General features: G+C 40.2%; 22 protein-coding genes, 1 rRNA gene and 1 pseudogene. 2 read left to right on the top strand and 22 right to left on the bottom strand.

The genetic code is table 11. The annotated features are described in order from the left end of the window. Nucleotides 1-106: 106 nt before the first annotated feature. The 8 genes and pseudogenes from fghA to ACE01T_RS12825 form a co-directional block, all read right to left on the bottom strand. Nucleotides 107-934: an S-formylglutathione hydrolase gene (fghA, locus tag ACE01T_RS12860; protein WP_395519385.1), complete on the bottom strand. Its 828-nt coding sequence runs from the start codon at nucleotides 932-934 to the stop codon at nucleotides 107-109. Between the two features lie 218 nt (nucleotides 935-1,152). After that, nucleotides 1,153-1,593 (bottom strand): annotated as a pseudogene (locus ACE01T_RS12855) (alpha/beta hydrolase-fold protein); the annotation flags it as partial. Nucleotides 1,594-1,604: 11 nt separating this feature from the next. Beyond that, a complete protein-coding gene (locus tag ACE01T_RS12850) occupies nucleotides 1,605-3,017 on the bottom strand; it encodes a C13 family peptidase (RefSeq protein ID WP_395519384.1) in 1,413 nt (470 codons plus the stop codon). 123 nt (nucleotides 3,018-3,140) lie between these two features. Further along, complete coding sequence (locus tag ACE01T_RS12845) at nucleotides 3,141-3,947, bottom strand: class I SAM-dependent methyltransferase (RefSeq protein WP_395519383.1); 807 nt, start codon at nucleotides 3,945-3,947, stop codon at nucleotides 3,141-3,143. Beyond that, on the bottom strand, nucleotides 3,947-4,768 hold the full coding sequence (locus ACE01T_RS12840) for an undecaprenyl-diphosphate phosphatase (protein WP_086197691.1): 822 nt from the start codon (nucleotides 4,766-4,768) through the stop codon (nucleotides 3,947-3,949). The genes ACE01T_RS12845 and ACE01T_RS12840 overlap by 1 nt, the downstream gene beginning before the upstream one ends. A gap of 8 nt (nucleotides 4,769-4,776) precedes the next feature. Then, nucleotides 4,777-5,445 carry a tRNA (adenosine(37)-N6)-threonylcarbamoyltransferase complex dimerization subunit type 1 TsaB gene (tsaB, locus tag ACE01T_RS12835; RefSeq protein ID WP_395519382.1) on the bottom strand — a complete coding sequence of 223 codons (669 nt, stop codon included), beginning with the start codon at nucleotides 5,443-5,445 and terminating at the stop codon, nucleotides 4,777-4,779. Between the two features lie 131 nt (nucleotides 5,446-5,576). Further along, a complete protein-coding gene (locus ACE01T_RS12830) occupies nucleotides 5,577-6,107 on the bottom strand; it encodes a gamma carbonic anhydrase family protein (RefSeq protein WP_086197693.1) in 531 nt (176 codons plus the stop codon). A 13-nt stretch (nucleotides 6,108-6,120) separates the two neighbouring features. Beyond that, nucleotides 6,121-6,738, bottom strand: coding sequence for an NUDIX hydrolase (locus tag ACE01T_RS12825; protein WP_395519381.1), 618 nt, complete (start codon nucleotides 6,736-6,738; stop codon nucleotides 6,121-6,123). Between the two features lie 125 nt (nucleotides 6,739-6,863). Here ACE01T_RS12825 and ACE01T_RS12820 point away from each other — a divergent pair, with 125 nt between their 5' ends. Next, a complete protein-coding gene (locus ACE01T_RS12820; protein ID WP_395519386.1) occupies nucleotides 6,864-7,412 on the top strand; it encodes an NUDIX hydrolase in 549 nt (182 codons plus the stop codon). A gap of 60 nt (nucleotides 7,413-7,472) precedes the next feature. Here the strand turns inward: ACE01T_RS12820 and filF are convergent, their stop codons facing one another. The 6 genes from filF to filA form a co-directional block, all read right to left on the bottom strand. Then, complete coding sequence (filF, locus tag ACE01T_RS12815; protein WP_395519380.1) at nucleotides 7,473-9,431, bottom strand: putative pilus system protein FilF; 1,959 nt, start codon at nucleotides 9,429-9,431, stop codon at nucleotides 7,473-7,475. Nucleotides 9,432-9,452: 21 nt separating this feature from the next. Then, nucleotides 9,453-10,622 carry a putative pilus assembly protein FilE gene (gene filE, locus ACE01T_RS12810; protein WP_395519379.1) on the bottom strand — a complete coding sequence of 390 codons (1,170 nt, stop codon included), beginning with the start codon at nucleotides 10,620-10,622 and terminating at the stop codon, nucleotides 9,453-9,455. A 32-nt stretch (nucleotides 10,623-10,654) separates the two neighbouring features. Next, nucleotides 10,655-12,319, bottom strand: a complete 1,665-nt coding sequence (filD, locus tag ACE01T_RS12805; protein WP_180042531.1) for a putative pilus system OmpP1/FadL family transporter FilD — start codon at nucleotides 12,317-12,319, stop codon at nucleotides 10,655-10,657. A 12-nt stretch (nucleotides 12,320-12,331) separates the two neighbouring features. Further along, a complete protein-coding gene (gene filC, locus ACE01T_RS12800; RefSeq protein WP_395519378.1) occupies nucleotides 12,332-13,567 on the bottom strand; it encodes a putative pilus system protein FilC in 1,236 nt (411 codons plus the stop codon). Nucleotides 13,568-13,614: 47 nt separating this feature from the next. Next, a complete protein-coding gene (gene filB, locus ACE01T_RS12795) occupies nucleotides 13,615-14,454 on the bottom strand; it encodes a putative pilus system C39 family peptidase FilB (protein ID WP_086197700.1) in 840 nt (279 codons plus the stop codon). 197 nt (nucleotides 14,455-14,651) lie between these two features. Then, nucleotides 14,652-15,686 carry a putative pilus system protein FilA gene (gene filA / locus ACE01T_RS12790; RefSeq protein ID WP_180042534.1) on the bottom strand — a complete coding sequence of 345 codons (1,035 nt, stop codon included), beginning with the start codon at nucleotides 15,684-15,686 and terminating at the stop codon, nucleotides 14,652-14,654. Nucleotides 15,687-15,940: 254 nt separating this feature from the next. Here filA and pabB point away from each other — a divergent pair, with 254 nt between their 5' ends. Further along, a complete protein-coding gene (gene pabB / locus ACE01T_RS12785) occupies nucleotides 15,941-17,311 on the top strand; it encodes an aminodeoxychorismate synthase component I (RefSeq protein WP_180082051.1) in 1,371 nt (456 codons plus the stop codon). 77 nt (nucleotides 17,312-17,388) lie between these two features. Here pabB and hisC read toward each other — a convergent pair whose 3' ends face one another. The 8 genes from hisC to rrf all read right to left on the bottom strand — a co-directional run. Then, the gene (hisC, locus tag ACE01T_RS12780; RefSeq protein ID WP_395519377.1) at nucleotides 17,389-18,480 is read right to left on the bottom strand and encodes a histidinol-phosphate transaminase; all 1,092 of its coding nucleotides are present in this window, start codon (nucleotides 18,478-18,480) and stop codon (nucleotides 17,389-17,391) included. 248 nt (nucleotides 18,481-18,728) lie between these two features. After that, a complete protein-coding gene (hisD, locus tag ACE01T_RS12775) occupies nucleotides 18,729-20,033 on the bottom strand; it encodes a histidinol dehydrogenase (protein WP_395519376.1) in 1,305 nt (434 codons plus the stop codon). Between the two features lie 195 nt (nucleotides 20,034-20,228). Next, entirely contained in the window at nucleotides 20,229-20,924 is a 696-nt protein-coding gene (hisG, locus tag ACE01T_RS12770; protein WP_086194235.1) for an ATP phosphoribosyltransferase, read from the bottom strand. Next, on the bottom strand, nucleotides 20,924-22,180 hold the full coding sequence (gene murA, locus ACE01T_RS12765; RefSeq protein WP_395519375.1) for a UDP-N-acetylglucosamine 1-carboxyvinyltransferase: 1,257 nt from the start codon (nucleotides 22,178-22,180) through the stop codon (nucleotides 20,924-20,926). The genes hisG and murA overlap by 1 nt, the downstream gene beginning before the upstream one ends. Before the next feature lie 6 nt (nucleotides 22,181-22,186). Then, entirely contained in the window at nucleotides 22,187-22,438 is a 252-nt protein-coding gene (gene ibaG / locus ACE01T_RS12760; protein ID WP_004650949.1) for a BolA family iron metabolism protein IbaG, read from the bottom strand. 137 nt (nucleotides 22,439-22,575) lie between these two features. Further along, entirely contained in the window at nucleotides 22,576-22,908 is a 333-nt protein-coding gene (gene hpf, locus ACE01T_RS12755; RefSeq protein ID WP_086197707.1) for a ribosome hibernation-promoting factor, HPF/YfiA family, read from the bottom strand. A 172-nt stretch (nucleotides 22,909-23,080) separates the two neighbouring features. Then, the gene (locus ACE01T_RS12750; RefSeq protein WP_180042537.1) at nucleotides 23,081-24,535 is read right to left on the bottom strand and encodes an RNA polymerase factor sigma-54; all 1,455 of its coding nucleotides are present in this window, start codon (nucleotides 24,533-24,535) and stop codon (nucleotides 23,081-23,083) included. 333 nt (nucleotides 24,536-24,868) lie between these two features. Continuing rightward, nucleotides 24,869-24,952, bottom strand: a 5S ribosomal RNA gene (rrf, locus tag ACE01T_RS17735); the annotation flags it as partial.

Genomic DNA, 24,952 nt, shown 5'->3' with positions numbered 1-24,952 from the left:
AACACAAAAGCATTGAATAATTTTTTTAATCTTGTAGTGACTTAATTTACTGTTTTCTATCATTATTCTAGACTAACATAATCATTCTGCTAGTCTAGAGCCTAAATTATTTAATCTTTGATGAGTGAAATTTAATATGATTTTCAATAAAACTAGCTATAAAGTAATAACTATGATCATATCCATCTCTCATGTTTAGAGTTATCGGATATTCTTTATCCCTACATGCTTTCTCGAATAGTTCAGGTTTCAATTGTTCTTGCAGAAAAGAGTCTTCCACACCTTGATCAACTAAAATAGGTATCTGCACAGAACTTGATTTAATTAATTCAACACTATCATATTGAGACCATAAAGCTTGATCTTTGCCAAGATAAGCAGTAAATGCTTTTTGCCCCCAAGGAACTTGCGAAGGTGCCACGATTGGTGAGAAAGCAGAAATACTCTTGAAAATATCAGGATTTCTCAATCCAATGACTAATGCGCCATGCCCGCCAGCACTATGCCCCATAATGCTTTGAACTTTATTTGTCGGGAATTTTTGATCAATTAACGTCCTTAACTCATCAACAATGTAATCATACATTCTATAGTTTTCTGACCAAGGCTCTTGAATTGCATTCACATAAAAGCCCGCTCCTTGTCCTAGATCATAAGCTTCATCATCTGGTATATCCTCACCTCTTGGGCTTGTGTCAGGAGCAACAATGATTACCTTGTGTTCAGAAGCATATTTTTGTGCCCCTGCTTTAGTAATAAAGTTTTGTTCATTGCAAGTAAGACCAGAAAGCCAATAGATTACGGGTAATGTTTCATCTTTCTCATGTGGTGGAATATAAATTGCGAAGTTCATAGAACATTTCAGAACTTCAGACTGATGTTTATATACTTCTTGCCATCCATCGAATGAAGCATGTCTTTCTAATCTTTCCACAGAAGTATCCCTCAAAAACAAATTATTAATTACATGGTAACTTAATTATTCAAAATGTATGTGAAATCTTCGATTAGAAAATATGGAATTTCTGATTAGGAAATTTAATATTTTATAGAAAAATATGGATTTTTTTATGGATTTCTTATCAACTTAAATAAAATCTATAAAAATCAGCAAGCTAAAGTATTTTCCATATTTTCAAAAAAACATTGTTTTGAATGCCCGAAGATGCCTATCGCATCCGCTTGCAGTGGAAAGTTTTGCGTCACCACACCATAAAGTTCATCGGCAATAAAGCTTTCCATTTGATAATGCTCAGCCCACGGTGCCTGGGTGGCATTGATATAAAATCCGGCATCCTGACCGATGTCCCAGGAATCTCCTGCTGCCACCCGCTCGCCTCGGGGTGAGGTATCCGGACTGATCAGGATCAACCCCAGTTGCGCTGCTAAACGTTGCGCATGGGCTTTAATTGCAAAAGTTTCTTCAGTACAAGTCAGACCCGCCAGATAAAACAGGGCGGGACAAAGCTGACCTGTTAAGGCCTGATGGGGCAAGAAAATTCCAAATTTCGCCTGCCCTTTTAAGCTCTTGGAATTAAAAGCATAAATTCGCTGTTCCCCATCAAAGCATCGATTCGCTTGCATTAATTCCATCGTTATTTTCCTTATTGTGCTGCCACACTTAATTGTGGGGTTTCTATTTTCATATTTGTCTGGGTTGTAGCGGGAAATAAGCGTCGCTCGAGTTGCGGCAACATAAATTCCATATTCTTGCCAATCGACCATTGCGGTTCAGAGGCTTCAAATCCTTGTGCGGTTTCCCATTGTGCCACCGTTTTTTGGGTCTGCTCAAAAGCATCTTTGATAGACATCTGCTCGCGCATGGCCTGATCAAAAAAAGCCCGCCCAAAATAAGTATAATCCGCTTCATTCGAACAGCCAAAAGATGCCCGGTCAGCCGCAGATGCGGTAATGATTAAAGTATTATCATCCTGTAAAGCGGGAACAAAACTCCCTGAATAACAGGCGGAAATGACAATAACCCGCCAACGAATACCGGATTTGTCCAGAGTTTCCTTAAGCCATTTAGGATCGACATCATTTAAATCGATCGGATCATTTTCCATTTCAAACTGATTTGGCAAACCATGTGAAGTCATGTATAAAAATAACACATCACTTTCTTTATTCATTTGCTGCCCGATACGGCGCAAGGCTATTTCCATACTGGTGCGCGAAGCAATCGGGATTTGAGTGCGGGTTTCAGGATTATTAATCAGCACCATGGAACGGCCAAAAGTCCCAAAACGGGTATCAAACTGTTCTTTAATCCGTTCAACTTCCGACTTAAAGACATCTTGATAACCTGCACCGGCAACGCCCAAAAAGTACCAGTGCGACTGGGCGAATTCACCATACTGGATCGATTCAATCGACTTGTTCAAGATACGGCTTTGGGCATAAAAAGCATCTTCAGCAAATGTGGGTGGTGTCTCTTCAACCTTCCAGATCGGTTGACTTTTCACCGACATTTGCCAGACTACAAGGGTGAACAGTGTCGCAGCGACAATCAGTGCCCGCTCCCACCATGGCCATTTCAGTTCACGTGAAAACACCCATACTACAGCCAGACTCTGCCAGACGAACAGCACCATGAAGATGGTCGGCAAATAGTCATAGAACAGGTAGGGCAAGACATCGATATAGCCCAGATACTGGATCAGGCTTTGCAATAAGGCAATATGGGTATCCAGTACCAGCCACAACAAGGCAGGTACCAGCATGAGACGAGGATTATTGATCCGCTGGGAAAGAAAAATACCGACGATGAGTGCAATAAAAGGCCACAACGCATAACTGATCAGGCCTTGCGGGTTAAACTCCCCCATCTCCTCCGCACTGAGCCAACTGAATAAACTGTTGGCACAGCCGCCTAAAATTCCCCAGAAAATCAGTTGTAGAATCGAGGGACGTACAATTTGCAAAGATCGGCGTGAACCCAGAAAAAGCCACATCCCGGCAGTTTGGTTGCTCTTAAAATCATGCCAAAAATTGATGGAGGGTTTAAAGTCGATCATAAGATTTTCGGGGGGCTTTAGCTCGCGAGTTTACACTCTAAGTTTATGCTTGATGGAATTTTTATCAATGCTGCTTTGGAACTATATAACAAATTAATGCACATTATTGAAGCAATTACCCAACTAGTCTAGAAGATCATGCTGAAAGTAGGCATCAAAACGACAGGCATCTCCTTGCCATTGATGATCCGGTTCCAGGTTGGCCAAATAGACAGCCAGACGTGGCCGCTTCACCACCACCCGCTTTGCCACTTGTTGTGCCAGAGTTAACAGGTGGTCGCCCAGATCCATTTCCCCATCTTCAGGCAAGAGCATATGGAGTAGCTGCATCTGCTTTTTCACTTGTGCCTGTTTTTTAATGGCTTGCTGGTTCTGGTCGCGCTGGGGAAACATCGGATCAAGATAAACCACATCCACCACCTGCTTCTGTTCAGCCTGCTGCCTTAAATAGTCGGCAGAATCAGAGAAAACCAGATGAATTCGTGCCACTACCGGGCTGAGAAACGCATCATTTTGCGCATGGTTTTTGCTGTCTTCCAGCAAGGTAAACAAGATCGGATGCCGCTCAACCAAGGTGACGTCAGCTCCCAAATGTGCCATCAACAAACTGTCATGACCTAAACCGGCAGTCGCATCGATTAATGTAGGCTTTTCACCCAAATTACAGGCACGTGCAATCATTTCAGATTTTAACGATGAACGTTTTAAACGCGGCACTTCAGCTTGCCAGTCGGGCTGCATCTTCATGCCATTGGCACACAACCACAGTCCCGATTCATCTACACATAAAGCCAGTTCCGGATTTAAACGTAAAAATCGGGCATTCAGCTTTTCAATGATCTCAACATTTACACTGACACCACGTGAAGAAAGCACAGCAGAATACTGCTGTGCTTGTGCTTGAAACTGAGCTTCTGTAAACAAATGCATTACCAAGAAACCCAGCCTGTCCACCAAGTTGCCAAAATAAACAGACCAAAACCTATGCGGTAGTATGCAAATGCAGTGAAATCATGTTTCGATACATAGCGAATTAATGCACGAATCACGATAAGTGCAGAAATAAATGCCACAATAATACCCACTGCTAGAACAGCCATATCATTGCTATGCAAATCAGCCCTCATTTTATACATATCGAGTAAACCAGCACCCATTAATACAGGAATACCCAGAAAGAAGGAAAATTCTGCTGCTGCTTTACGTGATACACCTAAAAATAAAGACCCGATAATGGTTGAACCTGAACGTGAAGTCCCTGGAAATAAGGCTAAACATTGAATCAGACCAATTAAAGTTGCTTGTTTATAGGTCAAGTCATCCACTTCTTGAGTTTCAATGCTATGCGGACGGCGTTCAGCCCATAAAATAATAAAACCACCCACAATTAAGGCAATCGCGACAGTAATTGCATTAAACAGGTACGCCTTGATGATATCGCCAAACGTTAAGCCGATAATGATGATTGGAATTGAAGCAATAATTAAGTTAATACTTAAACGGCGGCCCTGTTCTTGACCTTTTAAACCACCGATTAAAGCGCCCCAAAGTTTGCCCCAATACTCGTAAATCACCGCTGCAATTGCACCAATCTGCACTGCAACTGCAAACATATCTCTTTTTTCAATGGTCCAGAAATCTAAAAGCTGACCTGCTAAGATTAAATGCCCGGTACTTGAAATCGGTAGAAATTCAGTAATCCCCTCTACCAAGCCCATGATGGCCGCTTTAAATAATAATAAAAGATCCATATCTAACCTTAAGTTGCTTTAATTTGTTCTGGAATTTTTTTCCACGCATTATCACGTAAATACACTGGTAGTGCTTCTTCAGCTGCAACCCAATGCTGCTGTAATGCAGCAATACGTGCAATTTGTGCAATATCTTGTGCTGTGGCAACAATCTCTTTAAATTCTATAGCTTCAGGCTGAATTAAAGCTGAACCTGAACCGACAAGTTCAAATCTGACGGCCTGACTGGCAGCACTATAATTTAACAGTTGCTCTGTATCCACAGCCTGCATAATACCCTGCTGATCCAGCTGAAAACTCGCAATATAGACTTCATTCATACGCGCATCCAGGACTGCAGTCACTGCGGTTAAACCTGCTACACGGTATGCTGCCTGTGCTAGAGCTTGCAAGGTTGAAATAGGAACAACAGGTAGATCATTGGCCCATGCCAGGGCTTGAGTCACGGCAGCATTAATACGTACCCCACTAAAAGAACCGGGACCACGGCTAAATGCAATTGCAGTTAAGTCCGCGGCAGACAAGCCAAGCTGGGTAAAAGCCTGTTCGATCATTGGGAGAATCGTTTGCGTTTGTGCTTTTGCTCGCGCATCTAATTGAAAAAATAATTCTTGAGTGTCATCTACAATAGAAACGGAACACTGCTCATTGGCAGTTTCCAATGCCAGCAACTTCATGCACAACCTTAATTTATTTAAATATAAAAAACGTCGGATATCATACTCCACTCATGCGTGCGAGGCGAGATTTTCCATCTGCAGGATACAAAAAAGCCAAGCTCTCGCTTGGCTGAATATCTCGTTTCAAATCACAGTTCAACCGACTCTAAATGCTGAAAATTTTTGAAATGCTCGGCATAGTGCATGGCACTCATTTTTAATTTGGCTTCAGCCGCCTCATCCAGCGTTTTGACGATTTTGCCTGGCGAACCCATGACCACAGAATTGTCCGGAATCACCTTACCTTCTGGAATTAAGGCATTAGCACCAATAATACAATTTCTACCAATCACGGCATGATTTAAAATCACGCTATTAATGCCGATCAGCGTGTTATCTCCTACGGTACAGCCGTGCAACATAGCCTGATGGCCAATCGTGACATAGCTGCCGATCTGCATTTCAATGCCGGCATCGGTATGTAAAACAGCATTTTCCTGCACATTGGTAAAATCCCCTAACGTGATTTTACTGTTATCGCCCCGAATCACGGCGCCAAACCAGACACTGACCTGCTTGCCCATTTCTACCTGGCCGATAACGGTCGCATTATCTGCCACCCAGCCATCCCAAGGTTGATGCGTTGCTTGAGGTGTATATCCTTTAAATTTATAAATCATGAGATGAAATTCCTTATTTACCGTATTTAATCTTATTGCTATGAAAAGTGGGCGAATTTAATAAAAATGGCCATTCCTTTTGATAATCAAAACCATACTGAAACAGTGAAACCAACATTCTTGCCGTCAATCCCCAAACCACCTCATTTTCCACACACATGCTGGGAAAATACAAAGACTGATGAGCATAACGCACCTCATAGGGAATGGGTGGTGCATTCATTAAGCTACTCAGTGATGCAAAAAAGATTCGATCAATTTCAGCTGGTTGAGGAATAAGTTCCACTTCAGGCGGAATCAGCCCGACCACAGGTTTGACCAGCATCCCGTTGCGGGCTTTTTGCATGGGCAAATCGCCAATCAGTTGCACATCAAATGGATTCAGTGCGGTCTCTTCATAAGCTTCGCGCAAAGCCACCACAATATTACTGGTATCTTGCGGATCTCTTTTCCCCCCCGGAAAAGAAACTTCCCCGGCATGATTGGATAAATATAAAGAACGGCGCGTAAGCAAAACTTTGGGATCAGACTCATCAGTAATGGCAATTAATACAGCAGCATGAGCAGGCTTAACACGTGTAGAAAAGCGTAATCTATGCTGTAATAATTGTATTAATGAGTAGTCATCCATGTGCTACTGCTCCTGCCTCATGCTTTATTTCATCATAGCTGAATTTTTATTCCAAAGGATAGAAATGATGCCAAAGTTGCATTTTTCAGTTATGCTGATCAACACCTTTATCATTGACGATGAATATGAATTTCTGTGTAATTTGCGGACATAAAACAACGGAAAAAATTCCACTCGGCGACCATCAATTACGCCGCGTTTGTACAGATTGCGGCAATATTCATTACGTCAATCCCAAAGTTATTTGCGGAGCACTGGTGCTGTGGGAAAATAAGGTTTTGCTGTGCCGCCGTGCCATTGAACCGCGTTATGGGCTATGGACCCTGCCCGCAGGTTATATGGAACTGTTTGAAACCATGGAACAGGGCGCTGCCAGAGAAACCCGCGAAGAGGCTGAAGCTGAAGTCGAAATCGAACAGCTCTACTGTATGTACAATATTCCCCGAATTGGACAAATTTACGTTCTGTTCAAGGCCAATCTCGTCAAAGGCATATTCGGTGCTGGTGAAGAAACCATTGAGTCGCGTTTATTTGATGAACATGAAATTCCTTGGTCTGAACTGGCTTTTCCCAGCGTAGAACGGACCTTAAGACATTATTTTGAGGATCGTAAAACTGCTTCATTCAGCATGCATTTAGAAACTTTAGGTACCCGCTTAGATCATACTGGTTAAAGATGCGATACATTTGCAATTTAATAAAAAGCCCATCATATGATGGGCTTTATTTTTTGCTTACTTCTTTTTGACTGTATAACACGGAGCCAAAGCAAAAGTTAAACTGCCTCCACTTAACTTCGCAAGATCTGCATCTTGAGAAGTGTGCGATGTATTATTGGTATTATAAACTTTCTGGAAACTTGATAATGAGTTTGCCCATTTTACCGTACCAACAGCAGAGTCTTTAAATGTAATATCAGCTGTACCCGAAGTAAGATTTAATAAGTTAGCTACATTAAGTAAAGCACCCCCCACCACAATACTATCTCCAGATGTTGAAGTCTTGATATTGGTATTCATTCCCACTAAAGCACCGTCAATTTTTTTCAAGTTTGTATTTGCCAATACCATACGCAAGGAAATATTCTTATCATTGGTGAAAGCACGAGAAACTGTACCAATCCGGTATTGTTGAACTCCATACTGGTCTATATAAGTGGATGAATTAAAGCCTGTGGTATCACAAGCGCTTTTTCCTAAAACCAACTCCTGATCCAAAGCAGTACTCATATCATCTTCAGTATAACTAGGCTTCATATTGGTTCGAATGTTGCCTTTTTCATCAATCACTATTCCCAATACAACATCTTTCACACTGGTATCTGTAAATTTAAAGGTCAAATTTGCGTACATCGGGAATATATAAGCTTCGCCAGATTTCACATTATTAATGGATTTAAAAACCCTTTTATCTAGATAAGTGATAGGAAAGGTTTTATATAAATCGAGTGTACCATTAAAATTTTCGCTGCCAATGGTCTGCCTCCATAGACCAAAATCCAGCTTATCAGCTGCAGTGACTTCTGTTTTCCTAGTAAGCAACTTATAGAATGCTTCTTTGCCGGCAATCATATAATCATTATATAAAGTGCCCTGATAAATACTTAAAGGTGTAGTGACTTGATCGACCTGAAAATCAAAATTTTGATCAATTTTCTTGGTTACCGGATTAATCCAATGCTCTTGTGCATTTGCAGTCATTCGAATCGGTCGGGTGGTGGTCAGCAATTTGGTATTTAATCCACCTAATGTCGAAGTGCCACTGATGCCTGGACCACGCCATTGTATGCCACTACCAAAAGTATAACCGTCACGATCGGTAATCAACATGAAATGTCCTAACAGATGCTGCGTTGAGCTGTCCTGAGGATTACACGTATCTTTATTACAACCAACTAAACCATCTGAACCACTTAAACTACTAATCACTCCAGAGGTTGAAAATAATGAAAATTCCGGTTGATATACCCCGGCATTCGCAATATTCATCAACATACTGACAGTAGAAAATGCCTGCTCATTGGTTATATTTGAAATATTAATCCAAGGTTGGATCAATAATTCAAAATCGGAATCTGTGGTATTTGCAAAGGTTTCTTGAGGAATTGACTGACTGATTCTCTCCAAATCTACCCGCATTTGATCCGTAATATATAAGGCTTGGATATCGGCTGGATCAGCAATCCCCCCATTTTGTAGCGCAAGTGCCTGTAATATTTTTGCCAACCGCATAGCGACCTTCACGGTGCTATCACTGGCATCCAGAGACTTAGCTGGTGTACCAGAAATTCCGGAGGCAATGTCCAAAATAGTCAAACGAGGCAATTGTGAAGTACTTACCTTGGCAATTTTATTTAGGTCTAGCGTTCCCAAATTAATTTGCTTATCTTTTTCCCCCTTCAGGAAGAAAGTAATTTTGTCACCGACTTTACATGCCCCGGTTGCTGCTCCATCTTTCAAATCTAAAGTGGTTACAAAGCTATTTTTAGTATCACTACTACAAGTAAAATTTAATCCATTTAATGGATAATCCAAGGCAAATCCAAGACATCCACTAGCACCTATCGTACACGTTCCATTCGTTGTACTACCTTCATAAACTTCAGGAATAACATTGGCACTTTCACCACCACACCCCGTTAAAGCTGCCATCAATGTGGTGAGGGCAAAAGGGAGTAAATATTTATTTTTCATCCGAGTTCTCTTCTTATATCCTTAGCGAATTGCTATTAATTTTAATTGACCCTGATTGGTGAGTGCTTTGTTTTCTAGATCTATCGCACTGGCTAAAGGAGTCAACAACATATATCGGCTTTGAGAAGGAATATGAATGATTCCTTCAATTTTTTCATGGCTAGTAAATGACTCGGCAGTTTCATGATTTTTAAAGCCTCCTGCTCCCTCAAGTACACATCCATTGGTATCTAGAAAAACCACAAATGGCCAATAAAAGGTCGGATTCTGTTGTCGCGAAGCATAAGAGTTAATCTGCACATTCTGAATTGCATTGGAAATCTTCACAATTTCAAAATCAAAATGCTCTTTTAATGGTGCACGTGGCCAGACATTGACTTCCTTATCCAGACTGACTGTTTTCGCATTTTTAATTTTTTTGTCCTGAATACATTGTTGACCTAAACTATTCACAGCATCAGCCTGGGAAACCCGGTAATAAGTCGATGACAAGGTAATAGGACCACTATCCTGTTTTTGATTCTTTTTAAAAAATGATTGCAGCAGAGATTTACTCACCCCTTTTTCACGCTCGACCATTTGTAAGCGTGTCGCTCCATGCTTGGTATCAATGATGCCTTCCGGCATAGCATAAAAACGTTTTTTCCCTTCCAGATTAAATTCCTTGTCTTCCAGGTATTCATTTTTTATATATTGCGTACCATCAACCGTGACATAGTTTTCTGCATCTTTAGCTTCTTTCAGTTCTTTAGGCGTACTGGTAGCGAGAGGTACAATTTCTTCCACCGTTTTAGGCAGGGGTTGAGGCTGCGCTAAAACTTTTTGCTTTTTCTCAGTTTCAGGTTCTACATAGGTCGATTGCGGTATTTTAGCTGTATCTACTTGGGTAGAAGCTTTTTTTGTAGGGCTTTGGATTGCTACTTTATTTTTCACCGGTAATTGCGATAATGGTGTAGTTTGAGTTGCAATAACTTTGATGTCTGGCTGATTATTGGCGGAATGAGTGACCGAGTGAGTTTCTTGAACTCTCCTCTCTACTGAGGAAGATTTACTTACTTCAGTTTCTTTATTTTTGGGCGCAGATTTTTGTTGTACGACCATAGGCCGGCCATCCGGCCCAATAATGGTGTAAAACTCGCCCGCATGAGAAAAAGATACCTGCACCACACATAGCGTAAGTATCGATTTCACCCATAAATTCCCTTTCATTATTTTCAATTTCTCTACCATCGTGTTCTATAGTTCAAGCCTAAAATTGTGACTTTGGTATTCGTTTTAACATTTAAACCTGCATATGGATTTAGTAGAATATTATTCACACCCGTTTGGTTTGCTAAACTACTGGTATTTGCTGGAATGTTATCTTTACTGCGTAAGAAACCAATCGATAAATCCAGATCGGTATCTGCATCGAAACGATAACCTACCCCCAAGCCGAACAATTGTGCATTGTTAATCGGAACCATTGTATTTCGCTTATTATCAGGAATTGCACTAGTACGCGGTTCATATCCGGCACGTAATTTCAGACGATCTGTTGCAGAATATTCCAGACCTATCCCATAATTCCAAGGTGAAGTAAATTGCAGTGGAAGTGCCAGAGAAGAATCACCAATATTTTCAGAAAGTAATTTGGCAATTTTTAATGCTGAAATTTGTCGGTCAAATTCAAATTTAAACTTGTCCCACGCTTTATAGTCTGTCCAGCCCACATCAAAATTGACTTGTAAATCAGGTAAAAGCTTATATTTTATTCCTGCTTGAAAATGGGCTGGATATTCAAAATCCATTGAAACCAGACCTGACTCACTTGCAGGAATATTATTAGGAAACCCCAAAATTGCCGCAAGAATTTGACCTGTAGGAGATGACATTAAACCATTGATCAACTCACGTGGTGCCTTTGCGTTATCAATGTGATATTTACCTTTCAAACGCATTTTTGCCGCACTTTGATATACCATACCAAAGCTAAAATCCTCAGTCGGTTCCCACAATACGCCCAGGTTATAACTTGGGCTAAGTGATTGTTCCAGAGCAAGCTGCATTTGCCCGAACCTGCCAAATGGGTTCATACCTTCTTGGGCATTACATATACCTAACAACAGAATGTCAGTAATAATGTCCGAGTTTTCTTTAAAAGGTGTACAAACGACTTCATCAATCATTCGTAACATACCAATTAATTCATTGGGAAAACGCAAATCCGTTTTTAAACCAATGGCTTGATATGACATACCTATAGAAGCACCCACGGATAACTCATCATTCACTTGATAGGCAATAGATGGAGATAAATAGGTAATCCTTTCTAGAGCAACCTGTTGCCCCATGTAATTCGCAGGATTGCCATTTTCCGCACCAAAACCGGCAACCAAAGGTGCATACATTGCAGTTGCAAAAGTTGTTTTTGAACCTGGTGGATTGTAAGCAATGCCTGCTGTAGGTGCAGCCATGGGTAGACCTTCACCAAGATCCACCATTTTTTTTAATACTGGGACGTATAGACTGACGTATTCAACATCCCCATTCACTGTGCCTTTAAAGTCTGTACATAAATCGGAAGAAATCTCTGGCCCGTCATTACACACCATCGGGTCATCTGAATAGCCAAATACGTTATAACCAGCAGGAACAGAAAATTCCCGTTGGATATCAAAATTAGCAAGAATCCCCTGCACATCGGTTTGCAGACCTTCAATTTTGGTCAAAGCTGCAGGGTTAAAATGAATTGCACTAATACCAGGAGGATCTGCAGTAACCGCATTTCCCATACTCAATGATCTGACATCAACAGATAAGTTGGTACCTAATTGAGCGAAAGTTGCACTTGAACAGCCCGAGACGATAATTGCTGCAGCTAACGGGCGAAGTCGAATCTTATACATACGACTACCCTCTTAGCGTAGTTTCTTACCGAAACCTAAAATATCCAGTGGGAATGACAAACCTAAAGATACATCTGGCGCATCTTCTGTCAGGCCTATACCTACAGTCCCATTAACAATAGTTTCAGGTGAAACACGAACACCCAATGAAATTGCTAAAGTGGAACTGGTCTGGTCAGCCGGTGAATAACTCTCACCCGAAGTATAAGTAAATTCTGAACCGGTATTAAAACTTTGCTGATATGACATCGTCATAGACACATCATAGTTAAATGAATAGGCAAAACCTAAAGCAAAACCCCCACTGATTCCAGGTTGAAACTCATCCAGTACTCGTTGACCACGACGTTGATTTAAACCTGTTTCTTTAAAGCCATAATTGGCAGATACGGAAGCAAACAATACCACTGGATCGATATATTTACGCGTACTTGCACCAATCCCTGCAGAGTAATAACCTTTACCAGTTGCTAGATCATTAGTCGCATTAATTTCATAAGGACTATCACCAGTTTTAGTAGAAATATTACCGAATAAGATCAGGGGTAGTCTGCCAGCTTTTAGAGGGAAAGGCTCCCAACGCGTACCAAAAGAAATATCACCTAGACCTGCTGTAGAAGTATCTTTTAATAAATCTGTTTTAGCGACTAAAGGTACTGAAGCCGTAAAGGTTAAATTATCTAGAATGCCATACTGCGCAGTAAATGTATTGGTAACAGAGTGAGTCGCATTTTCTTGAACACGGAGTTGATACAGTTGTCCACTCGCCATTTCAGCATCAATCTGTGTATCACGATAATAGGTATAATCAATATCGTAATAAGATGAAATCTCACCTTTTTTAATTAAAGAATATTGTCTTTCATTTGAGGTAAAGACTTCTTGTAAGTTAGCTTCTTTACTTGCATCACCTTCTTGCTGCTGTAAAGCAGAAGAAGCTTGCTCATTTGCATTAACAGGTTGTGGCTGTGCCGCTGGAGCACTATCGGTAGATGAGGTTGCTGCTGGCTCTTCAACCTGTTCATCAACCACTTCATATTCACCGAGTGCTGATTCTTCCACTTGAACATTTGCGGTTACTTCAGGTTGTATATTTGCAGACTGTGATGCTGTAGATTGAACTTCTGTTTCCTGCTGATCTACAACCTCGTATTCTCCGAGTGCCGGTTCTTCAGCTGCATATACCCCCCCTATTGCCATTTGAACACTCAAAGCCAATAAAGTTTTGTTCATCCATTTACGATTCATATTCCATTCCACCATTTTTATTTTTTTAATCTACTTACTTTTATACTTTATTTACTTTTGTAATAAAGACGTAAAAAATTATATGTCGATTCCCCAAATTTTTCCGAGTCTTCATTTAAATTCTTGTCTAAACGAATCGTTGATGCCTTATCGGCAATTTTATCCATATAGAACTGCGGATATTGCATGTTAACGAAAGCATAGCGATTGACGGTTGCATCTTCGACATGTCGTAAGTCTGTATCCTGAAGTGCTAATAAACTTTTTCTCTTTTCAGGTGCGACATTAATTAAAAATAGGGTGTTGTTTTCCCAGATATCTTTGAAACGTGTTTCATCAAAACTAATATTACCCACTGCAGGGTCAGCTACATAAACACGGCCATTCTTGTATGCTTTAAACACCACAAAATGTTTAAATCCTGCATAAGAAATTGGCACAATGGCTGGTTGTCCCTGTTTCACTAAATCGGAAAATTCGCCTTTATATCCCCCGCTTTCGAAACCGATTGCTCCGACAAAGCGTTTCATATCAAGTAAGGAAAAACTACGTCGCTCGACGATTTTCTCGGTCTCACCAAATTTAAGCAAACCATTCATAACTTGTTGTTCTGTCATGGTTACACCAACATCAACATAACCATTTAACAAGGTCGTTAATGCTGCTGATCCACAGCTATAGTCATAAGCTTGACGTACAATACCCCTAAATTGATCTTCTACAGCAGGTTTAATGAGGACTGCTTCTCTATGCATTCGAGTGAATGAATCTTGACGAGAGTCTAAGGTTTCAGTGTAATACACAGCTTCCGCTGGCTTTTTTTTAATTTCAAAGGCTTCTTTGGCAGCGTAATACATCAATGCCGAGCCTAACGCGATCTCTAACATATCTTCTGACTTTTCTAGTTATCGGCATGACGTGCCTTTGCTCATTATTTTTCTAGAGTTATTACTCTACATCCATGTAAAAAGGAAGATAACCTTTTTTATAAAAAAAAACAGCTTTTTTTTAGTTTATTTGAAAAATTTAACATTATTTTTGTAAAAAAAAGCGCGTGATTTCACGCGCTTTTTTCAATTCGAAATTAATGACCAGAAATACTAATCATAGAACCTTTATCATAACTAGCACCGTAGAATGTTTGCAAACCTTGAACTTCTACATCACCAATAGAACCAGCAGTACGGCTACCTAAATGAATGCCTTTAACATAATTATCAATTTTGTCATTTGTGCTTACAATACGCACAAAGCCTTTATTCGCTGCCGACTCACCAAATACACTTACACTTGCTTTCATAGTTAAGTTTGTTGAATTGGCATCAGCAACTTTAATGCTTTCAATAAAGATTTCCCCTGGACCTGTAGTACTAATTGGACCAGCAGTTGGGTGAACTGCAACCACAGCACCATTTGTTGAATTATCTAAAATACCTAGGTTCTTGATTTCAAGACCACCCTGCATTACAGAATCCAATTTAATCATGGCACCTTGAGGCGCTGCACCCAATTGAATATTGGCAGTCATTTTACCTGTTTTAACAGACAAACCACTTAAAATCGCATTGTAGTTAGAATCATTACCGCCACGACGGATATTAACAGCAGGATCATTTGCACCAGATGCTGTTACACCAATCTCACCAATATGGATTTCCAAACCAGAAACTTGAGCTGCAATGTTGATAAATGCTGTATTACCACTCCCTGAACCAGCATCGCTATCAATTTGCAAATCAGCAAGGTTACCAGTAGCTAATAATGATTGGTAGTTTGCACCAATAAAAATACCTTGGTCTTTACGATCAATGGTACCACCATTGGTTAATGTAATTGTTTCTGAGTTTTTTGCACCCTTGATTGAAATAGCACCCGCATTACCAGTACCGCCTAAAGCAGTAGTAGGAATAACTGTACCAGTAGCATCTTTAGTACTTAAACCATCATTATCATGAACGAATAATTTATCGATCGTAATTCTAGAAATACCGATCCCGATGTTAATACCATCTTGACCAGTAGTAGCACCCAATGAAGCATCATCCATTGCTTGCATTGCCATCGCATTTGCGCTAATTGCTAATGAAGAAACTAAAGCAAGTTTAGTAAATTTTTTCATTTCGTACTCTCCCAAGAGTATTATTTTTTTGATTGTTAACTACTCGATCACTAATTGTTTTTTATTTTTTGACAATAGTGAGGCTTTCCTTGAGCAGCTGGTTTGCCCTAGCTAAGTTATCTCTGTGTCATTTTTTGTTCAACTGCTGTTGGTCGCAATCTACATGTTACCGATAAACGGTATTTACAGTTTTTATGCATCAACAATGTTATAGAATAGACCATCTATGTATCGAATTTATTAAGTCACGTCGTATGAATGAGCCTGTTTTTTTTCAAAAATTGCTGACCAAGCAACAGCTTAATCCTACTGAAATTCTTTTATGCTTATCGCATCTTAACCATGTGGTTTACTTAAAAAATGTAAAACAACCTGTCATTGCAATTTTGGCTTCTGAATATATACTGATGCAAAATAAAAAAATTCAGAAATTTACCAGAACATCGTTAAACCAATATCAACAAAAAAATGAACCAATTGATTTCAATAAATTTTTTAAGCAGGATTTGCAAAATCATACCTCCGATTTCAATGGTGGTTTAATCGGTTTTATCAGTTATGATGAAGCTGCCCAACAACACGTTAATATTCAATCCAAGAACCAGCCCTCTTTATTTTTAGGCATTTATTGCAGCTATATTAAACTGACCGATCAAGGCTGGACCTTTTTTAGTCATGAACATGAGGCTGAAGCGATCTTTCAGGTACTTCAAAATGCCTTGCAAAACAAAAACAAGCCAAGTAAAGAAAATCAAAATTTCACCCTCACTCGACCTTGTACCGCACGGTGGACTAAAAAACAGTATGTGAATGCATTTAATCAGATTCAAGATTACATTCGGGCAGGTGACTGTTATCAAATTAATTTAACTCAAGAATTTACAACAAAAGCACAAGGTTTGTTGTTAGATACAGCAGAAGCGTTTTGGCAATTGACTGATGCACCTTATTCAGGTTATCTCAAAATCAATGATTTTGAATTATTAAGCTGCTCTCCCGAACTGTTTATCGAGTTTGAAGCAAATCGGAAAATCACCACAAAACCGATTAAAGGCACTATGCCCAGATATTTAGATGTTGCACAAGATGAGCAATCCAAGCAAAGCTTAATTCACTCTAAAAAAGACCAAGCCGAAAATGTAATGATTGTGGATTTACTGCGTAATGATTTGAGCGTATACGCTGAAACAGGCTCTGTTAAAACACCAAAACTTTTTGAAATTGAGTCATTTAATCAAGTTCATCATATGGTGAGTGAAGTCACTGCTAGATTAAGGCAAGATATCAATCCTTTTCATGTTCTGATGTCAGCTCTTCCGGGTGGTTCAATCACAGGCGCTCCCAAAATTCGTGCCATGCAAATTATAGAGGAACTTGAAGGTACTCCACGTGGTGCCTACTGTGGTTCGATGGGTTATTTTAATTTTGATGGTACAGGTTCATGGAATATTTTGATTCGCTCAATTCAAAAATATCAGAATGATATTTCTGTTTGGGCTGGCGGAGGGATCACCATTGCATCAGATTGCGATGCTGAATATCAGGAATGTTTTGATAAAGTGTCCGCCATGCTGGATTTGCTCAATACTTGGTATAAGCCAAATCAACAAAAAAGCGATTCCTGAGAATCGCTTTTTTGACTTCAAATCCCTCCTCCTTTTATAAAAGGTGAGGAGCACTGCTCCGCAAGGGAGGAGTTTAATTAAGCTAAAATATCATTTCTCAAGGTATCGACTAAACGCTGGTTTTGCTCGTCTGTACCAATGGTAATACGCAGGAACTGGTTGATACGCGGCTTATTAAAATAACGTACAATGATGCCACGTTCGCGCAATTCAGCAGCAAGCTCAGCTGCATCTCGACTCGCTAATGATGCAAAAATAAAGTTTGCACTCGATGGCAAGACTGTAAAGCCAAGCTCAGCCAATTGGGCAACCAACTTTTCACGGCTTGCAATCACTTTCTCATTTTGCGCTTCGAAGTATTCTTGATCTTCAAAAGATGCTACAGCTGCTGCAATCGCAAAACGATCGATCGGGTAGGAGTTAAAACTGTTCTTCACCGCTTCAAGGGCAGCGATGAGATGTGGCTGCGCAATGGCAAAACCGACACGTAAGCCTGCTAAAGAGCGTGATTTAGAAGTCGTTTGGCAAACCACCAAGTTATCGTATTTCTCAACCAGTTTTACCGCCGATTCTGCACCAAAATCCACATAAGCTTCATCAATGACGATCACTGAATCAGGATTGGCCTGAAGAACCTCTTCAATGGCAGACAAACCAAGTGCGATACTGGTCGGCGCATTCGGGTTGGTAATGATAATCCCGCCATTAGGCTGTTTATAATCATCCACAACAATTTCAAAATCATCATTCAATGGCAAAACTTTGGTTTTTACCCCAAAGAACTGACTATAAACCGGATAAAAACTGTAGGTAATGTCTGGATAAAGCACTGGCAACTCTTGGACAAAAAATGCCTTGAAGATGTGCGCCAACACTTCATCAGAACCATTACCTACAAACACATGACTCACGTCAACATGTTGCTGCTTGGCAATAGCCTGTTTTAAAGTGGATGCATCCGGGTCTGGATATAAACGCAGCACATCTGCCGAATTTGCCAATACCGCCTGAACCGCTTCTACCACTTTTGGTGATGGCGGATAGGGATTTTCATTGGTATTTAATTTTAGAAGATTTTGGATTTTGGGTTGTTCACCTGGTACGTAAGGTTCGAGTTCACGTACTTCAGGACTCCAAAAACGCATTTGTTCTGTGGTGATAGTCGACATTTTATTTTCTCATTCGCTATTTACCAAAATTCCCTCTTTAAAAAACTATCGAGAAAATATTTATCGCTAGGAGAAAGTCTATTTTACCCTCTCCTAACCTCTCCCATAGAGAGGAACTTTTCATTGGTAAATAAATTTAATCAATATTTCAATTTTTCCATATTTGCCATTCTATTAAAACCATATAAATTTCATTAGTTTAAATTAGATGACATACCCTCTCCTTTCAGGAGAGGGTTAGGGAGAGGTTAATCGTGATAACGATAACGTGCCGAGCGTGCATGGGCATCCAGGTTTTCCTGTTGCGCCAGGATATCGGCCGTTTTTGCTAAAGTTTTCACGCCTTCTTGCGAGCACATAATCAGGCTGGAACGCTTCTGGAAATCATACACCCCGAGTGGTGATGAGAAACGCGCTGTGCCTGATGTTGGTAATACGTGGTTAGGACCGGCACAGTAATCACCAATCGCTTCAGGCGTATAACGTCCCATGAAGATGGCACCGGCATGGCGAATATTTTCCGACATTTTCTCTGCTTCATCCAGGCAAAGCTCTAAATGTTCTGGCGCAACCTGATTGATGAGGTCAATCGCTTCCTGACGATCTTTCACCAAAACCAATGCCCCACGGTTAGCAATTGAAGTACGAGCAATTTCAGCTTTTGGCAAAGCCGCCAAATGTTCTTCAATCGCCTGTTCAACGTCGTTTAAAAGCTGCTCATCTGGGGTGATAAAAATCGCTTGTGCAACTGTATCATGCTCAGCTTGTGACAATAAATCCATTGCCAGCCATTTCGCGTTATTCTGACCTTCTGCATATACCAAAATTTCGGATGGTCCTGCAATCATGTCAATACCGACTTGACCAAATACAGCACGTTTAGCTGCTGCCACGAAACGGTTACCTGGGCCGGTAATTTTATCGACAGGGGGAATCGTCTCCGTTCCATAAGCCAATGCGGCAACCGCTTGTGCCCCACCAATGGTAAATACACGATGCACACCAGCCAGATATGCAGCTGCCAACACCAATGGATTGAGTTCACCATTCGGCGCCGGAACCACCATGATAATTTCTGGCACACCCGCCACATGTGCAGGAACGGCATTCATCAATACAGAAGATGGATACGATGCCAAACCGCCCGGCACATAAATACCGACTCGATCCAGTGGGGTAATTTTTTGCCCTAAAGTATTTCCCAAAGCATCAACATAGGTCCATCCATCCTGCTTTTGCGCCTGGTGGAATTCACGAATACGGTTTGCAGCCAACTCCAGAGCTTGGCGAACTTCTGTCGTTAAACCTTCAAAAGCCGCTTTGAGTTGTTCTTGAGTAAGTTCTAGATCAGAAAATTGATGCGCTGGATGTCGATCGAACTGTTGAGTGAGTTTAAGAACATGAGCATCACCATGCTGACGCACATCAGCAATGATTTGGTCTACGGTTTTTAAAAGTTCAGGATCACTAACTGTCTCAAAAGCCAACAAGTCTGCAAAGGCCTGTTTAAAGCTTTGATCTTGAGTCGATAAACGTCGCATCAATTTACCCACAAGGTTTGAATTGGAAAAGTTTAGTTTACCTTGTTTCCCAAACTTTGTGGGTATCAATCACACATCTATTCACACAGTTTCATAGGAAATTACTTTGTGAATTATCGAATAAATCTGGGTTTAGCTAGGGATAGTAAAAACAGGCATAAAAAAACCGCCACAAAATGACGGTTTTTCATATTGAGATGCAAAAACTTATTTTTTGCTTTCGCGTTCTTCCACTGCCTTTTCAAGCTGTGCCAGAATCGGGTTCAATAAAGTTTGCTTACGCTTGAAACTTGCTTTATTTACAATCAAGCGAGAAGAGACTTTGCAGATTTCTTCCAAAGGCTCTAAACCATTGGCACGCAGGGTATTACCCGTATCGACCACATCAACAATGTAATCACCTAAACCCACCAGTGGCGCAAGTTCCATCGAACCGTAAAGCTTGATGACATCGACTTGCTCGCCCAGGCTGGCATAGTATTGACGTGTAAGATTCACATATTTGGTAGCGATTTTTAAACGGCCTTTCGGACGTTCCATACCCACTTTGCCTGCTGTCATGAGTTTACAGTTGGCAATTTTCAAGTCGAGTGGTTCATAGACGTTTTGCGCACCATGCTCCATCAGCACGTCTTTACCCGCAACACCCAAATCCGCTGCACCATTTTCCACATAGGTCGGTACATCAGAAGCGCGTAAAATTAAAATACGCACCTGTTTATGGGTAGTTGGGAAAATCAATTTACGGGATTTATCCGGATCTTCCAGTAAATTAATTCCTGCTGTTTCTAGCAGAGGTAAAGTTTCTTTTAAAATACGTCCCTTACTTAATGCTAAAGTTAAACCATGATCAAAATTGCCCATAACGTCAAAGTTTGGATCATCGTTTCTCATATCGCTCATTAACTTACTCGCTTAATTTGGGCACCTAAACCTTGTAACTTCGCTTCAACATCTTCATAACCGCGGTCAATATGATAAATACGGTCAATCAGGGTTTCACCTTCAGCAGCCAACGCAGCCAGAACCAAAGAGAAAGAAGCACGTAAATCTGTCGCCATTACAGGAGCGGCTGAAAGTTTTTCCACACCTGTAACCACTGCATCATTACCTTCAACCTGAATATTTGCGCCCATACGTGCCAATTCAGGTACATGCATAAAACGGTTTTCAAAAATCGTTTCAGAAATTGTCGCAAAGCCACGACCAATCGCGTTGACCGCCATAATCTGGGCTTGCATATCGGTTGGGAATTCTGGATGCGGCAACGTCTGGAAGCTTACGGCTTTCGGACGTTTCCCCATCATATCCAGTTCAATCCAGTCATCGCCACGGGTCACTTCTGCGCCCATTTCTTCAAATTTGTCTAAAACTGCTTCAAGTAGTGCTGGATCGGTATGCGTGGTTTTGACTTTACCACCGGTAATTGCCGCAGCAGCCAGATACGAACCAGTTTCAATACGGTCCGCAACCACTGCATATTCACAGCCATGTAAATGCTCAACACCTGTAACGACTAAAGTGTCGGTATTCAAACCTTCGATTTTCGCACCCATTTTAATCAGCATTTGTGCAAGATCGGTAATTTCAGGTTCACGTGCTGCATTACGGATTGTAGTGACACCATCGGCCAATACGGCTGCCATCAGAATATTTTCAGTACCGCCCACAGTCACCATATCAAAGACAACTTCGCCACCTTTAAGACGGCCATCGACTTTGGCATTGACATAACCGGCTTCAACTTCAATTTCAGCACCCAAAGCTTCTAATGCTTTAAGGTGTTGATCGACTGGGCGTGAACCAATGGCACATCCACCAGGAAGAGATACTTTTGCACTGCCATAGCGCGCCAATAATGGACCAAGCACCAAAATGGATGCACGCATGGTTTTAACCAGTTCATATGGAGCAAACTGATTATCTAATGTAGACGTATCTGCTTTAACAGTATCGCCTTCATAAGAAATTTGAACACCCAAACCAGCAATCAGTTTTACCAACGTGTTCACATCCTTAAGATTTGGAACATTGGTTAATGTGGTGGGAGTTTCAGGGAGAATCATTGCAGCAAGTAATGGAAGTGCTGCATTTTTTGCACCAGAAATACGCACTTCACCTTCGAGCTTAACACCGCCCTGAATTAAAAATTTATCCATCTAGTTCTAAGCTCCGAATAAGCTTGCTTTACGCCATTCTTCTTTGGTCATTGCACGAATAGTTACTGCATGTACTTCACCGCTGGCAATATATGAATTTAACGGAGCATAAACTGTCTGTTGGCGTGCCACCGGACGTTTGCCTTCAAATTGTTCATCTACAATGCGAAGATCAAATTTCCCGCCTTGCCCACTAACTGCAACTTCAGCCTCTGGAAAAGCAGCTTTTAAAATTTCAGTGAGCTGTTCACTATTCATCACAAAGACCTCTTATAGGACCAACGGTGTAAAAACCTGCCATTTTACTATAAATATGAAAAATAAATCATTAAGCTATAACATTTAATATATAAAAAAAGAGGTCATAAAAAACCTCTTTTTGTTCAGCAACAAAACTATGCCATTAAAGATGGGGATGCAACCTGCATTTTTCTATGCTTATGCAACTGTCTTTTAAGTTTTTCTGTTAATTTTTTTATTGATGTATACATATCATCAGCTGTTGCCTGTGCAAACAATTCTGCCCCTGGTACACGAATAATTGCTTCTGCAATATGATTCAAACTTCCTTTTCTTGATCGTTTATCTACTTGATGATCTTTGCTCAATTTCACCTGCATACTATTGACCTGATCTAAATGTTTGGTCATTTCAGCAAATTTTAAACGAATATTATCTTCAATTGCAGGGGTGATAGTTAAGTGATGACCACGAATTGTTATTTGCATAATTCTATCCCTCACCTTCTTTAGGATTAGTTAAAGTCGTAGCCGAAATGATCTGCTGACAGAACCTAGAATTCTGCAATTTACACTTTAAATCATTTCAACCACACCTTTAAAAGAAAAAAGATTCATTATGTTGTCATAATGAATCCTTAGAATAATCAGATTTTAAAAATTAGATCAAGACTTTTCGTTCAGAAGATGAAGGAATATGTAACGACTCTCGATATTTAGCGACAGTTCGACGTGCCACATCAATGCCATCTTGTTTTAACAAATTGGCAATAATATTGTCAGATAAAGGCTTGCGTGGATTTTCTTCGGAAATTAACTTTTTAATTTTTGCCCGAATCGCAATTGAAGATGCCTCCCCACCTGAAGTCGTTGCCACATGACTGGAAAAAAAATATTTCAGTTCAAACAAGCCGCGCGGGGTCAGCATGAATTTATTGGTCGTCACCCGAGAAACTGTAGATTCATGCAATTCCACCTCTTCCGCAATATCGCGCAGTACTAAAGGTTTCATCCCTTCAGCACCTATTTCCAAAAATCTTTTTTGATGTTCCACGATACAGGTGGCCACTTTTAATAAGGTTTTATGACGCTCATCGACACTTTTAATAAAATTTTTGGCATCCAGCATTTGATTGCGTAAATATTGATTATCGTTACTTTGATCTGCACGTTTAATCATACTGGCATAAAAAGAATTGACCCTTAATTTAGGCATAACATCCTGATTTAACTGCACTTGCCAATGATCATTCTTTTTCATGACCACCACATCGGGAATTTGATAATCAGAGTCTTTTTCTTCAAACTCCATTCCCGGATAAGCTTTTAAGGTCTTTAACAGATCAACTGCACATTTCAATTGTTCAGGATTCAAACCCGTTTGTTTGATCAATTTTGGCAATTCATTCGAAATCAATAATTCATAATGATTTAGTAAAGTTATCGCTTCATGACGATAAGCTTGATGTACAGGTAAACTTTCCAATTGTACCAATAAACATTCTGCCAGATTACGTGATGCTACACCTGGAGGATCCAGATGCTGAATATGTTTTAAGACAACAAGGACTTCATCATCTTCCACTTCATCCTCATAATCCATAGTTTCCAATAAATGCTGCACAGATGCCGTGATTTCAGCAATTTCAGCATCTAAAAAACCTTTTTCATCTAAAGAATCAACAATACAATGTGCTATCAGGCGATCTACAGCAGAAAAATGCAACAAATTGATTTGTTCAAGTATGTGTTCTTTTAGACCAAGATGTCCCTGACGGTTATCTTCACGCTCTTCATATTCAGGGGAACCAAGACTCGTCGGTTGATGGGTATAGACATCATCCCAATCAGTATCGACAGGTAAATCATCAGGAAGATGGTTTGCATTTAGCTCATTGGTTAAATCTTTATTATCGCGTTCCTGATCTTGTAAGGTGGATAAACTTTCAATCGAAGATTGCTCTTCAACCTTCTCTAGTAAGGGATTACTATCAAGTTGAATCTGAATTTCTTGCTCTAGTTCAAGACTAGAAAGTTGAAGCAAACGAATGGCTTGTTGTAACTGCGGTGTCAGTGACAAGGAGTTTGCAACTTTTAATCCAACCGATAACTTCATATTACCCTACTCTTTTTAACTGCTATTTATGAAAACACATCTTGTAAGCAATTTTTGTGCCGTTTTAATTTTTATATCATAGATACACATAAAAAATATACAAATTTAAAATTTTTTAATTATATTTTCGATAAAATACTCACGAAATATTAATAAATATTTATATAAATTAATAACTTACTCAAAAAATGAAATCTAATTATCTAAATAGCAGAAAAATCAATTCCGTTAAAGAATCTAATTTCATTCATCATCAAATAATAATTTTAAGGTTTTAATAATCTAGACATAAAAAAAGCCCCCTCGTTTGAGGGGGCTTTTTAAGTAATAATGAGCTGGCGATGACTTACTCTCACATGGGTAATCCCACACTACCATCAGCGCTAAGAGGTTTCACTTCTGAGTTCGGGAAGGGAT

The organism is Acinetobacter uliginosus (genome assembly GCF_044130295.1).
Lineage (GTDB): Bacteria > Pseudomonadota > Gammaproteobacteria > Pseudomonadales > Moraxellaceae > Acinetobacter.
The sequence above is the reverse complement of the archived record's forward strand: the minus strand, read 5'-3'. Positions and strand labels throughout refer to the sequence as shown.